17 protein-coding genes and 1 pseudogene are annotated in these 14134 nt (G+C 47.3%); all 18 read left to right on the top strand.

The features are described 5' to 3' along the window. The first annotated feature begins 3 nt into the window (after positions 1–3). The gene (locus tag C0033_RS08870; protein WP_103227502.1) at positions 4–351 is read left to right on the top strand and encodes a hypothetical protein; all 348 of its coding nucleotides are present in this window, start codon (positions 4–6) and stop codon (positions 349–351) included. Beyond that, positions 351–848, top strand: a complete 498-nt coding sequence (locus C0033_RS08865; protein WP_103227501.1) for a hypothetical protein — start codon at positions 351–353, stop codon at positions 846–848. The genes C0033_RS08870 and C0033_RS08865 overlap by 1 nt, the downstream gene beginning before the upstream one ends. Beyond that, the gene (locus C0033_RS08860) at positions 848–1219 is read left to right on the top strand and encodes a hypothetical protein (RefSeq protein WP_103227500.1); all 372 of its coding nucleotides are present in this window, start codon (positions 848–850) and stop codon (positions 1217–1219) included. Before C0033_RS08865 ends, C0033_RS08860 begins: the two co-directional genes overlap by 1 nt. Beyond that, positions 1197–1664, top strand: a complete 468-nt coding sequence (locus tag C0033_RS08855; RefSeq protein ID WP_103227499.1) for a hypothetical protein — start codon at positions 1197–1199, stop codon at positions 1662–1664. Before C0033_RS08860 ends, C0033_RS08855 begins: the two co-directional genes overlap by 23 nt. A 7-nt stretch (positions 1665–1671) precedes the next feature. Continuing rightward, on the top strand, positions 1672–2664 hold the full coding sequence (locus C0033_RS08850; protein WP_103227498.1) for a DUF3383 family protein: 993 nt from the start codon (positions 1672–1674) through the stop codon (positions 2662–2664). A gap of 13 nt (positions 2665–2677) precedes the next feature. After that, positions 2678–3073, top strand: a complete 396-nt coding sequence (locus C0033_RS08845; protein ID WP_103227497.1) for a phage protein — start codon at positions 2678–2680, stop codon at positions 3071–3073. Positions 3074–3127: 54 nt separating this feature from the next. Continuing rightward, on the top strand, positions 3128–3436 hold the full coding sequence (locus C0033_RS08840) for a hypothetical protein (RefSeq protein WP_103227496.1): 309 nt from the start codon (positions 3128–3130) through the stop codon (positions 3434–3436). A gap of 158 nt (positions 3437–3594) precedes the next feature. After that, a complete protein-coding gene (locus C0033_RS08835) occupies positions 3595–6786 on the top strand; it encodes a phage tail tape measure protein (protein WP_207656864.1) in 3192 nt (1063 codons plus the stop codon). A gap of 1 nt (position 6787) precedes the next feature. Next, a complete protein-coding gene (locus C0033_RS08830; protein ID WP_207656863.1) occupies positions 6788–7366 on the top strand; it encodes a phage baseplate protein in 579 nt (192 codons plus the stop codon). Between the two features lie 14 nt (positions 7367–7380). Next, positions 7381–7698, top strand: coding sequence for a hypothetical protein (locus C0033_RS08825; RefSeq protein ID WP_103227495.1), 318 nt, complete (start codon positions 7381–7383; stop codon positions 7696–7698). A 4-nt stretch (positions 7699–7702) separates the two neighbouring features. Continuing rightward, positions 7703–8848 (top strand): hypothetical protein, encoded by a 1146-nt coding sequence (locus tag C0033_RS08820; protein ID WP_103227494.1) that lies wholly within the window; start codon positions 7703–7705, stop codon positions 8846–8848. 42 nt (positions 8849–8890) lie between these two features. Beyond that, positions 8891–9145, top strand: coding sequence for a hypothetical protein (locus C0033_RS08815; protein ID WP_103227493.1), 255 nt, complete (start codon positions 8891–8893; stop codon positions 9143–9145). A 125-nt stretch (positions 9146–9270) separates the two neighbouring features. After that, positions 9271–9999 (top strand): ORF6N domain-containing protein, encoded by a 729-nt coding sequence (locus tag C0033_RS08810; protein WP_103227492.1) that lies wholly within the window; start codon positions 9271–9273, stop codon positions 9997–9999. A gap of 67 nt (positions 10000–10066) precedes the next feature. Beyond that, positions 10067–10426, top strand: coding sequence for a hypothetical protein (locus C0033_RS08805; RefSeq protein ID WP_103227491.1), 360 nt, complete (start codon positions 10067–10069; stop codon positions 10424–10426). An 11-nt stretch (positions 10427–10437) separates the two neighbouring features. Continuing rightward, a complete protein-coding gene (locus C0033_RS08800) occupies positions 10438–10782 on the top strand; it encodes a hypothetical protein (RefSeq protein ID WP_103227490.1) in 345 nt (114 codons plus the stop codon). Between the two features lie 2 nt (positions 10783–10784). After that, positions 10785–11939 (top strand): baseplate J/gp47 family protein, encoded by a 1155-nt coding sequence (locus C0033_RS08795; RefSeq protein WP_180994639.1) that lies wholly within the window; start codon positions 10785–10787, stop codon positions 11937–11939. After that, positions 11936–12562, top strand: coding sequence for a hypothetical protein (locus C0033_RS08790; RefSeq protein WP_103227488.1), 627 nt, complete (start codon positions 11936–11938; stop codon positions 12560–12562). The genes C0033_RS08795 and C0033_RS08790 overlap by 4 nt, the downstream gene beginning before the upstream one ends. A gap of 15 nt (positions 12563–12577) precedes the next feature. After that, positions 12578–14134: pseudogene (locus tag C0033_RS08785) on the top strand (hypothetical protein); the annotation flags it as partial.

Below are 14134 nucleotides of genomic sequence, written 5' to 3'. Positions count from 1 at the left end.
CTTATGATGGCAGAGGAATTTGAAAGCCTGGAGCTTCCAGTACCGCCATCCTCACAGCTGTATGTGGAAAGCGGCCTTGAATGGCTCCGGGATAACACCACATTAGAATTTGATATCACGGATATAGAATCCGTCAAAGCCCTGCCCTCATCGGCCAGGCTTTTTTTAGTGAAGTTCAGTGAGGTATGCAGCCGGGACACCGGGGTCACGGGTGAAAGCGTAGGCCCGATGTCCCAAAATTTTACCACGGACTCTGTGGAAAGGCAGACGATGTCCCTGGCGAGGCAGCTGCTGAAGGCTTACTTAAAGCCGAACGTGAAGTTTATTCCGTGTAAAAGGAGGTGGTGCTAATGGGAGTTAAGTGGAAAAACACAAAGAACTTGATCCCGAAGATGGAAAAAGCGGCTGCACAGCTGAATGGCCGGCGGGTGAACGTTGGTGTATTCGGCGAACAGGCCTGGCTGGCCGGAATCCATGAGTACGGCTGTAAGATTGAGGTGACGGATAAAATGCGGGCATATCTGCACAGCCAAGGCCTGCATCTGAAAGATAGCACGAAATATATCACGATACCAGAACGGGCCTTTTTACGGAATGGGTACGACCAAAGCAAGGATGGTGTGGTTGATAATGCGGAAGATATCCTTCCCTCAGTTCTAAATGGGGGTATGGATACAGATGCATTCCTAAAGATGGTAGGGCTCATCCTGGCAGCTGAAATCAAGGACTATGCGGCATCACTTGACAGTCCGCCGAACCATCCGTTTACAGTATCTCGGAAGGGAAGCAGTAACCCATTGGTGGATACTGGGGATATGATCGGCTCAATAACATATGAGGTGCAGTAATGAGACAATTATACAACTTTGAGCGTCTGATAAAGAAATACAGTGTGGATTGCCAGCTGCTCTCTGATGTGGAATCCGGAAGTTATGTCGGTGGGGAATGGGTGCCGGAATCGGCGCCACCCTTGCGGGATATCTCCGGTGCGGTCATTCCCATGATGGATCGGAAGATCTATCAGAGCGGAGGAACTTACACAGAACAGGACCGGGAGTTTATTACGTTGGTCGAGATTCCGTTGGAGCCGGCGCACTACATCGTTCACAATGGAATGAAATACAAGGTGCAGGCAAACACGGATTACTCTGATTACGCAGGCTTTAATGCCTACAACTTGAAAAGGGTGGGTGCATTTGATCGATCAGGAAAAGATTAACATCGTCATCGCGGGAGGACTGAATGCGGTGACTGGCTGTGAGATTGTGAAATCTAATCTCGCAAATGCTCGGATACCGCCGTATCCCTATATTTCCTTTACGGTCCTGAACACAGACACGAAGAAGGGGACGTACTCGGTATCCGGAGGCCAGCAGTATATGCCGATTACTCAGACCTGGAGTTTTACGGTTCAGGGGGATCGGGATAACGAGGCACAGATGGTGGCTATGAAAGCGAAAGACTGGCTGGAGGAGAGTGGACGCTTGTATTTGAATGATAACGGTATTGTGGTACAGAGTGTGGGAGCCATAACCAGCAGGGATACGCTGTTAACGATAGGATATGAGTATCGAAAAGGATTTGATGCGGTTCTGTCCATCATGAATGCGGTGGAAGATCAAGATATAGAAACGATAGATCAGGCAGAAATTAAAAAGGAGTGAATTAAATATGGCAAAAAATGACGTGACCGTAAAGATTACACAAAAACAGGTCGCAGGAAGTGCGGGGTTTGGCGTTCCATTGATTATACAAGGAATGTCGACAGCCGTTAAAGACTATAAAGAATATGGCAGCCTGGATGAGATCATGGAAGATGGTTTTGAACAAGACAGCCTAATCTATAAACAGTGCACAAAACTGTTTATGCAAAACAATAGGCCGGCAAAAATAGCAGTGTGTGCGGGAACTGGTAAAGTGACTGAAACTTTGAATCTTATTAAAGAAAAGGATTTTCGCCAGATTATCCCGATCCTGGGAGAAAATGACGATGTAGTTAAGGATCTTGCTGCCTATATTGAGACAACAGAGGATAAAATGCTATTTATTAAAGTAGCAGATACTGCTTCTTTGGCAGCTCTTGGAAAAATGGACCGCACCATGGCGATTGTCTATTCTGGTACGGATGAAGGTGTTGAGGGAGCTCTGGTTGGCGCCACGGCGGGACTGACGGTAGGATCATTTACCTACAAGAATGTTATCATCAAGGGCATTGAGCCTGACTCGCTTACCGACGCGCAGATTGACACCGTTCATAAAGCTAGTGGAATATGCATCGTCCGAAAGGCGGGGGATATTGTTACCAGTGAGGGGATGGTCCTTAGTGGGGAGTATGCAGATATTATAGACAGCAAAGATTATGTAATAAAAAATATTGCCTATAAGTCGCAGAAACTGCTGAACTCCAGCCCAAAACTGAGTTTTGATAACGTAGGAATCAGCCAGCTCGAGGGCGTTGTCACTAGCGTATTGAAGGAAGCTTCCTCAATGGGCATAATTGCCCTGGATGAGGATGGAATTCCGATCTACTCTACTGATTTTGCGACTAGAGCAGAGACAAGTGAAGCGGATCGGGCCGCTCGGACATATAATGGCGGAAAATTCTCTTTTGATTTGGCTGGTGCGATTCACTACGCCACAATTAATGGAACAATCGAAGCGTAAGGAGGAAGAATAGATGGCAGATGTAAAATTATATAACCCGAAAGAATGTGTCATCACAGTCGACGGGGTGTACATCACGGGGCTGGGTGAGGATATGGTTTCCTGTGAAAAAGATGAGGATAACTTTTCTACCAGCGTAGGTGCCCAAGGGGACGTGGTAGTCAACCAAAGCTGTAATCAGCTAGGGACGATTACGATCACCGTGCAGGGGACGAGCCCTCAAAAGGGTTATCTCATGGGACTGGCAAGATCTCAATCCATGTTTGATATTTGGGTTATTAATAAATCAATCGGAGAAAAAGCAGGTGGTACCAAGGCAATGATGAAGAAGCCGCCTACGTTGGAACAGGGGACGGAACTGGCAGACAGAGAGTTTGAGATCCAGGTGTTTGATTATACAGTGGAATGATGATAACGGGGTGGCGCAGGCTGCCCCATCTTTTATGAGAAGGAGAAAATAAAAATGGATAAGAGCAAGTTTTATACAGTAGAAAAGGAATTCAACGGGAAGAAATACGTGGCACAGTTTTCTGGGGTATCTGCCGCGGTCCGGGCAATTGACAGTTCGTACATAGACGGGACCAGTACCACCAGTACGGAAAAACTGGGGCAGTATATCCTGGATAACATCATCGTAGACCCCAAGGGACTGACGGCGGATGACTTTGAGACCCTGGAGGAATACAATACCGTGACAACCTGGGGGCGCGATGTGATGTACGGGAAGTTTCGAAACGGAGCTAACGCCAGCACGGGCAAAGCAAAGAGCTAAGGAACATTGGGATTGGTGGCGTTTGGTACTGGATGCAGGGATGGATTATAATACGGTATTTCACCAGATGCTGCCAGACGAGATCCATGAAGCGAATGCCGCATTTGATTTATATATAGATGCCATGAAGCGGGCGAACAAGGAAGGCAGGTGATGGTATGGCTGTTATAAGGGAAGATGTTGTAAGCATAGGCTTTGACGTTGAAACTAATCCGTTTGCTGATTTGACTGCAGGTATTAATGATATAAAGGCAAGGCTTGGGATACTGAATGAAACAGCGGGTGGCCTGAATGAAGTTTCCGATGAGGCCAGGACAGCTGCCGATGATGTAGAAAACCTTGTTGACAGGCTCCGTGCCCCACCGGAAAACGACCTGGCAGGTCCGATCAATGAAGCGGGAGATGCTGCGGGAGATGCCCAGAATCGTGTGTCTGATCTTACCTCAGAGCTGCGGAATGCCGGGGACCAGCGCTTGACGGATAATGTTGATGATTTAGACAACCAGACAGAGAATCCAATTAAAAAGTTTAAAGATCTGGCCAGGCAGGCCAAGACTTTTGCAAAAGAAAAGCTTGACGATGGGATCCGGCAGCTGCCACCTCAATTGCAGCTTGGTATCAGGGCAGGGGAGAAGCTTCTGGGATCTTTGGGGAAAGTTGCGAAAATGACCTTTAAGAGTGCTGTATCAGGGCTTAAATCAATTGCCACTCATGCGGGCAGCGCAGCAAAAACATTGGGGAAAGCGGCTGTAAAGGGAACCGTCGCAGGGATAACTGCAGCAACTGTGGCCGTTAGTGGTTTGGGAGCGGCTGCTGTCCACGTAGGTGCAGGGTTCGAGGCTTCCATGAGCCAGGTAGCAGCCACTATGGGTATGACGGCAGACGAGGCGGATTATTCCAACGAGACTTATGCGAAGCTGGCAAATACCGCCAAGGAGATGGGAGCTTCTACAAAGTTTTCGGCATCCGAATCGGCGGAAGCACTGAATTATATGGCCCTAGCCGGATATGATGCGGATAAGTCCTGTGCAGCGCTGCCAACGGTTCTGAACCTTGCAGCATCTGGAGGGATGGAACTGGCTGCGGCATCTGACATGGTTACAGATAGTATGTCTGCATTGGGTATTGAAGCGACGCAGGAGAACCTGACGAAGTTTGGGGATCAGCTGGCAAAGACAGCCCAGAAGTCCAACACCAGTGTCGCACAGCTTGGTGAGGCAGTTCTGACCGTTGGAGGCACGGCAAAGACGTTGGCTGGAGGCACTACGGAGCTGAACACCTTACTTGGTATCATTGCAGATAACGGCGTGAAGGGCGCGGAAGGCGGAACTGCCCTGCGTAATATCATGCTCTCCTTGCAGGCCCCTACGGACACGGCGGCCAAGAAGATGAAGAAGCTTGGTCTGAATGTCTATGATGCCGAAGGCAAGATGCGGCCGATGAATGACATCCTGAATGACTTGAATTCTTCTATGGACGGAATGACCGATCAGCAGAAGCAGGATGCAATATCAACGATATTTAATAAAAATGACTTAAAGTCTGTCAATGCATTGTTAGCCAATAGCGGCGCACGATATGACGAGTTGAGCGGCTATGTCAATGATTCTGCCGGCGCTATGGAAAACATGGCACGGACTATGAATGACAACCTGACCGGGAAAGTAACAGAGTTCAAAAGTGCTGCGGAGGGTGCTGGAATTGCCGTTTATGAGGCATTGGGCAGCAGCAACCTGAAAGGCCTTGTAAGCGAGGCGACCGGATGGGTAACAGAGCTGACAAAAGCCACGGAAAAGGGGGGACTGGAAGGTCTGGTAGGCCAGTTGGGTACAACCTTATCCAAGGTCCTTGTTACCGTAACGGGATACCTCCCACAGCTTGTACAGGGTGGAGTATCAATCGTACAGTCCCTGCTCTCTGGAATCATGCAGAACCGGGACCAGATTGCCCAGAGTGTGCTGAATGGGCTTACCACGATGCTGATGGGTATCTTACAGCTGGCTCCGCAGTTACTCACTGCTGGCATCCTGATGCTGGGTTCCATGCTTCAGGGGCTCGACCAACAGATGCCAAATATCCTGAATGCCGGACTTTTGGCAATCCAAAATCTGTGTGCAGGGCTGTTGGCAAATGCCCCGTCCATCATACAATCCGGTATCAACATTATCATGCAGCTCCTGAATGGCCTGATCGCAGCCGCACCGACGATACTGACAACCGGTATTCAGCTTGTCATCATGCTGGCACAGGGACTGATCGGAGCAATCCCGCAGTTGATTCAGGTAATCCCGCAGTTAGTCAGTGCGATTATTACAACGCTGATGAGTGTGAACTGGTTGAAACTTGGCCTGGATATCATTAAAGGCATAGGAAACGGCTTAGTACAAGGAATTAAAGGGCTGTTTAGTAAGGGTAAGGATGCCGGAAAAGAAGTCGGCGACGGTGTGGCGGCAGGTTTGGACGAAAGTACCAGCCAATTAACAGCGGCGGCGGACAATACCACGGCGGATGCGGCGGAAAGTCTGAAACCGGATACCACTCTATTGAGCGATTATGGAATGCAGATGCCGGCAGCGCTGGCTTCTGGGATAGACAGCAACTCGGCTATGGTAGAGATATCGTCTGCCAATCTGGGAACTACAGCCCTTGATTCCATGAATCAGGCCATGGCATCTTCCATGAACGGATCGCAGCCAGTCTTGACGGATCTGTCTACGATGTTTGACGGTACAATGACAGATATGAATCTGTCCGCAGCTACTCAGATGACCCAGATGGACACAACGGTCCAAGGCAGCTTTGCCGGGATGGTGACGGAAGCCGGAGAGTTCAGCAGTGATTTCAAAGACCAGATCGACGATACGGATCTGTACCAGTCTGGCGTGGACATTATGCGTGGACTGGACAATGGCCTCAACAGTATGCGTGGCACTGTAATCGGGACAGCCCAAGGAATCGCAACGGATGTGAAGACGGCAGTCAACAGCTCCCTGGATATCCACAGCCCATCACGGGTTATGGAGGAGAGCGGAGAAAACACTGGGCTTGGCTTAATCAAGGGCATGACAAACCTGACCGGAAAAATCGCAAAGACGGCTCAGGGGATTGCTGGGAGAGTGGCCGGGACGATGGATCCAATGCGGAGCCGGTACAGCCCTGAAAGCTCGACGGTTACGAATAGCCGGAATTCTAACCAGACAAACAATTACAGCCCAGTATTTAACCTTACCCTCAACGGGGCCAGCGCTAGCGACAGCAATGAACGCAAGATAAAGCGCTGGGTGAAGGATGCCATGAAGGAAGCAATGGACGGAATGGGCCGGACCAATCCACCGCTGCAGGAGGTGTAAGATGGCGCTGATTAATGATATTTATATTTTTGTAGAATCTGAGGATGTATCCAGAGAGATTACTGCGAGCACCCATCCGGTAGAAGAGGGGATTGAGCTGACGGATCATATCCGCCGTTCCCCTCTGTTCCTGAGCCTGTCCGGTGAAATTGTGGGAAGCAGCTACGAAGATGATGTTGCTGAAATAGAAAACATGCAGAAGAGTGGCGAGCTGGTGGAGTATGTTGGAGTCAATCTGGTTTCTGATGTCGTAATTTCAAAATTTTCTACCAGCCATATAGGTGATATTCGCAGTGGCTGCCGCTTCACTATGGAGCTGAAGGAGATCCGGATTGCTAAAAGTCCATACATGGAAGGAAGTGGAAATAATGGAACCCAACAGGTAGAGGAAGCACCGGTACCGGCTGCCGAAACGCCGCCGACCAGGACTCATACGGTAAAGTCCGGGGATACATTATCTAAGATTGCAAAGTCATATTATGGGAATGCAAACCAGTTTCCGAAAGTATTTGATGCAAACCGTGACAAGCTATCAGATCCAAACAAGATTAAAGCCGGCCAGATTTTAGTGATACCATAAAGGGGGAGGGAATAATGAGAGATCGGATTATTGTGAAAAAAGAACTGATTCCCTATGGGTTCAACATTGCACTAGGGAAAGATAAATTTAATATGAGGTTCGCCTACAACAAGCGGGCGGACCTCTTTACTGTGTCCTTGTACCGGGACGGAAAACTGCTGTGTCATGCGGAGCCGATTGTTTATGGAGTGCCGCTGTTTCGGGATATCTACGAAAGCGGAGTGTTTCCAATGCCGGATATCGTCCCATTGGACGAATCGGGACAGGAACAGGCCGTGACATGGGAGAATTTTGGAGAGACTGTTTTTTTGACAATCGACAATGGGAAGTGAGTACATGAGAAATAGTTTTACAGTCGAAGGGGTTGGTTTTGGACGAAGTTCCAGAATCATAGAATCAATCCGGAGTTTGGAAGGGAAAATATCCTTGGACACGGAAGAAGCGGACCAGAATGGTCTATATGGGCATACCGTAATTATTCAAGCCGGAGATGTGACAATCAGTAGTGAAGAGCTGGACTGTGAGTTTGACATTCCATTTGATGATGATACAGAAGCAGATGAGGCCGAAATCATCATCTATAATCTCTCAGATACAACCATACAGAATATCAAGACAGGTGAGAAGATTACGGTTACAGCTGGATACGGAAGCGATACGGGGATTATTTTCAGTGGGTATATTTCGAAGCCCAAAACATATTATTCCGGCGTAGACCGGATAACGGAGATCTATGCAGTCGACAGCAATGACAGAAAAGAAAAAGAAATAAAAAGCATCTCTTACGCTGCGGGGACGCCGGCAAGCCGGATCCTTCAGGAACTGGTGGGAATGATGGGACTGCCAGTAGCAGTATTTACGCTGAAACGGGATTATATATACAAAGATAAAGCGACGGTTGACGGCGGATTAATGGAAAATATACGTAAGTATGCAAAGGTCTGCGGTGTATCAGCTTATATCTGTAAGGGACAGATCTATGTAAGGCCGATTATTGACGGAGACGGCTTGGATTTTGCATTATCGGCAGATACCGGTTTACTGGAACTGTCAGAGTTTGAGGAAGAAAACACCATGGAAGATTTTGTCGATGCGGTTCATGGCTATGAAATAACCATGCTTCTGCAGCACAGAGTTACAACGGCAAGCCTGATAAAAGTTAACTCTAAAAATGTATCAGGATCTTACCGTGTCAGGGAAGGAAGCCACACCTATGATGGAACGAACTTTCTGACAAAAGTAAAAGCCGTTGAATGCCCGCCGGCGCCACCGGCTTCCGAAACAGAGCAGAAGACAGAAGGCCTGCCGGATCTGTCCGGATACAGTGGCGTCTCCATTGTGGACGGGCTGAAATCGGTTTGGGCAGACAGCTCTTACGCATACCGGAAGACACTGGCTGAAAAGTTAGGGATCGCTGGATACAGTGGAACGGCTGCACAGAATCTGGAAATGCTGAGAAAACTTGGAGCAAAGGTGGGATAAGGAACGGAAAAAGGTTGATGTAATTATCACTTGACTTGTTGCATGCAACATGATATAGTTGTTACATGCAACAAGGAGGTGAATAAAATAGCAGATAAAATACGGCTTGTGGAAGTTCCTCAAATAGTTAAAGACAGGTCAGATTATTTTAGAGAAAGGAGGAAAAATAAAAAAGCGTTTCATGTTGAAGTTGAGAAGGAAAAAATGGAGGCTTTTGAGAAAGTATTAGCTAAACAGCAAAAAACCAAAAAGCAATGGCTTGATCAAAAAATTGACGAGGAACTAGAAGAAAAGTAGCAGTTGACAAGTTTGGCGACCAGCAACTACTACTTTGACACCAGAGGTTTCCCATCTGATAGGGACAGTATATCATCTTGGGAAACTTCTTTCAAGAACTAAAATTTTGAAAGGAGTTTTATATTATGCGGAATTTTCAATTAGTAGAAATTGAAGGTAAGAGGGTGTTGACAACATCGCAGCTCGCACAAAGCTATGGCACAACAAGACAGGTTATTTCCAACAATTATACGAGAAACAGGGAACGGTATATAGTAGGAAAACACTTTATTCCTCTTGAAGGACAACCTTTAAAAGAGTTTAAAGCTAGTCATCAAATTGATGACAACCTTAAATTTGCCCATGTAATCTATCTCTGGACTGAAAAAGGTGCCCTGTTCCATGCAAAATCTCTGAACACGGATCAGGCGTGGGAAGTGTACGATTACCTAGTGGACTTCTATTTCCGGGCGAAAGATGATCAGAAGAAGGAAGAGGTTGTTCCTGTGATGATGAGCACGAAGCCGATACCAGATGAATTGCCTGAAATGAAGGTGGCAACAAAAGAGAGCCATGATGTTATTAGTATTTTCAAAATTTTAATGCAGGTTGCAGAAATGAACGGTTTACAAATAAATACAAAGGAATTATCAGTATACAAAAGTTATTTGCACGGAAAAAGAATTGCAATAAGAAATGGGTTATCATTAGAGGAAGTGAATTATGAAATCGCTTTTGAACTATTTCACGCAACAGTGAATTGTGATAAAGGTGATATGTTGAATACCCCTTTGGCAAAGTATTATAATTCACAGGCAGAAAAAGCGGCGACTCTGATAATTAGCTTACTGAATGTACAAACCGCATATCATTAATAATAGGAACGCCCTTCAAATGAGGGGCGTTATTTTTATACAAAATCGCAGGGAAAGAGGTGATTAGATGAAAGGAACCGTATTTAATGAAATGATAGAACAAGCACTTCTTCAGCTCCATACTGGATTTTGCGGGAAGGTAATCAGCATCAGTGGGAATCTTGCAACGGTCCAGCCCCTTAACATGGTTCGGGCCATAGGAGGGCAGCCACAGAAGCAGGCAGTGATCCCGAATTGCCCGGTGTTGGACAGTGCCGTAAAGTTCACCAGTCTTTCTCCGGCTGCAGTCCGCCGGGTGCAGGCTGGCGATACCGTGTACTGCGTCTGTGCGGAGCGTGATATCACTGAGACGCGAACAGGAGCATTTGCGACACCGGTATCAGGGCATCACACGCTGGCCGGAGCCGTGATTGTAGGAATTTTGTAGGAGGTGATCGCATGAAAGGATTTGCGTTGGACGAAAAAGGAGACGTTATCATTGAAAATAATGACGTGAAACTGACATACGATACAGAACTGCTGATCCAGAAGATCCGTCAGGTTCTTGGCACTAATCGTGGGGAGTGGTGGATGGATCCCAAGGAAGGGATTCCTGTACAAAAGATTTTAAAGAAGAATCCGAATCCGGCCATGGTTCGGGACTACGTGCGTAATGCTATTGCCCAGGTGGATAAGACCCTACAGATGACGCATTGCGATATCGCAACAGAGGGAAGAACGATGGAGATTACATTTTCCGTAGCTGGGGCTGACGGTATGGTGGAAGTGAAGATGGAGGTATGACGATGGTATTAACAGAAAAAGGTTTTAAGCGGCCAACTTATGAGGATCTGCTGGCTGCGCAGACCGCACGGGCCAAGGAACTGTTCGGTGAGGATATTGACACCAGCGGACAGTCTGCCCTAGGAAAATTCATCCGGATCAATGTGACGGATCTGGCGGATTGCTATGAACTGCTGGAAGATATCTACTATGCCAGGTTCCCAAGCAGTGCCAGGGGGCAGAACCTGGACCGGCTTTGCGCGTTTGCGGGAGTGGTACGTGATCCTGCAACGGAAGCAATGCTTAACGTGCGTTTTATTGGAAATGCTGGAGCTGTGATTCCGGCTGCATTCTGTGTGTCAGGAGGCGGGCAGACCTTTTATGTGGATCAGGATTATACGGTGGGGGTGGACGGAACCGTGGAGTGCAATGCACGCTGTTCAGAATCCGGAACTGCCGGAAATCTGAAACTAGGGACGGAATTATCTATCGTGAATCCAGATGCGGATCTTGAACGGGTGGAGTTGCTTGGCATAACGGCCTATGGGCAGGAGCGGGAGAATGACACCTCTCTACGAATCCGGTTTGGCGAATCCATCGCTGGATCAGGAAGCGCAACCATTGACGCTATCCGTGGAGCAATATCTCGTGTGGCACTGGTGGATGGCGTTGCTATTACGGAAAATGATACGGAGCAGATGGTTGATGGAAGGCCGCCCCACAGTTTTGAGTGCTACGTACTGGCGCCGGAAAGCCAGGACCAACTGATCGGAGATGCAATCTTTTCCAAGAAACCATTGGGAATCAAGAGCGTTGGAGAGGTTGAAGTACAGGTGTTAGATGAAGGAAATAAACCTCATGTAGTACGTTTTTCCAGAACGGTGAAACGGATGGTTTACATCCGAGCAAAGATTTTGACGAACCAATTTTTTGAAAGCAATGGGATCGGTCAGATTAAAGACAGTCTGCTGGAATATATAAATAATCTTGCAAACGGGGGCTCGGTGTATCTGTCCAGTCTATACGGATACATCCATGAGATTCATGGTGTAGTGAACGTCCAGGAACTTTTAGTCTCAAACAATGGAACGAATTTTTCTTCCAGCAATATCCTGATAGAAGATTACGAAGTGGCAAGAAGCGCAGCGGAAAATATCGAAATAGAGGTGGTTGAATGAAACCGGTAGAACGTTTACCGGATTGTTACCGGAAGGATACGGACAGTAATAACTACAAGATATTGGAACTGGGAAAGGTAGAGGCGGATGAACTGAGGTCAGATATTCAAGCAGTACTGAGTGCGTTGGACTTAAATCAGGCAACCGGAAAAACTTTGGATCTGTATGGGGATATGTTGGGACAGCGCCGCGGGCTCCTGAATGATGAGCAGTACCGGTACATGCTGTTTGCGAGGATTGGACGTAATGTGGTGCAAGGAGATTATAATTCCATCCTGAATACGCTTGTCCTCATGTTTAACAGCCAGAAAGGCGACATTTCTCTTGATGACCTGGATATTGCGGAAGAGGAACGTCCATGTGTAGTGAAACTTACCAAGTTCCCAATTTTTGTGCTGGTGAATGCAGGGTTCTCGAGTCGGCAGGCAGTGACAATGATTGAGTCCCTCCTGCCAATATGTGTAACGTTGGCGGCCGATAACTTTGAAGGAACATTTGAATTTGCGGAACTGGATGGGGAATATGATGCAGACGCGGGATTCGCAGATGTGGCTCAGACCATCGGCGGATATTTGGGGCTACTGCTTGGAGAAGATGATAGCATCCCAGTCTTGCCAATATAGAGAGGAGAATGATACATGGATTTTGAAAAAAAGGTCCCGGATTGGGAAAACATCGGCGTTGAGCCGCCGGAAGATCTGAAAAAGGAAGGATTCAAGGCTGGTTATAAACCCCCTGCGTCTTATTTTAACTGGTTCTTCAACCGGATCGGTGAATCTGTAAAGGAAATTCAGGTGCGTTTGAAAGCACTTGCCTTCAAGGATAAGGCGGGAAATGATGACATAACGGATGTTGCAGCAAGTAAAGTTACACAGGATAGCACTCATCGGATGATAACAGATACAGAACGTACAAATTGGAACGATGCTAATGGAAAGAAGCATACACACAGTAATAAGGCCATTTTGGACAAGGTAACACAAGCATTACTGGATAATTGGAGTGCGGCCTATACGCATGTAAGCGATACAGTTAAGCATATCACAGCGACGGAGAGAACGAACTGGAATGATGCAAACAGTAAGAAACATACCCACGGCAACAAAGGGATTCTGGATGGAATCACTCAAGTACTTCTGGATAATTGGAATGCAGCATTTAGCCATGTGAGTAATAAAAGTAATCCACATGGTATCACAAAATCCCAGGTAGGGCTTGGGAGCGTGCCAAACGTGTCAACAAATGACCAGACGCCGACCTATACGACAGCCGAGAGCCTGGAAAATATAACCAGTGGAGAAAAGCTAAGCCTGTCACTCGGAAAGATCAGGAAGGCAATCGCAGACTTTATTTCCCATAAGGCGGATGCCGTGATCCATGTCACTGCGTCAGAGCGGACAAAGTGGAATGCAGTAGATAGTAAGGTGGATAAGGTATCAGGGAAGCAGTTATCTACCAATGATTATACCACAGCTGATAAAAATAAATTAGCCGGGATCACGGCCGGTGCGGAAGTAAATGTACAGTCGGACTGGAATGTAACAGATACCGGCTCAGATGCCTACATAAAAAATAAGCCGTCCACGTACCCACCTTCCGGACATGCCCATGATGACCGATATTACACGGAAACCGAGATGGACACGAAACTTGGAACAAAAGTGACATCCTCTGGTGGAGATGGATCCAATGTGATAACCAAATTCAGTCAGGAATCAACGCTGAGCAACCTTACCAGTGGCGAAAAATTAAGTGTGTCTTTGGGAAAGGTAATGAAGGCAATTGCGGATCTGATTTCCCACATTGCTAATAAGTCCAACCCCCACGGGATTACAAAATCGCAGGTAGGACTGGGAAGTGTGGACAATACGAGCGATGCTAACAAACCTGTTTCTACAGCACAACAGACGGCGTTGGATATGAAGGTGACTGCCTCTGGTGGCGACATTGCGGACACGAAGATATCCGCGTTCACGGCATCCACGGCCAGTTATCCGGTACCGGCAGCAAACGATACAGTGCGGGTTGGTTTTGGCAAGATTAAGAAGTTCTTCGAAGATATCCGGAATGCTACGACCGGAGCCTGCTTTATTGGGCAGATTGTCAATAACTGTGTTACTAATAATGCTAGCCTACCGCTATCGGCGGCCCAAGGCAAGGTGCTCATGGACCTTTATACTCAATTAAATAGTAAT

The sequence above is a fragment of the Clostridium sp. chh4-2 genome, from assembly GCF_002899675.1.
Taxonomy (GTDB): Bacteria; Bacillota; Clostridia; order Lachnospirales; family Lachnospiraceae; genus CHH4-2.
This window is presented reverse-complemented; position numbering and strand designations above follow the sequence as displayed.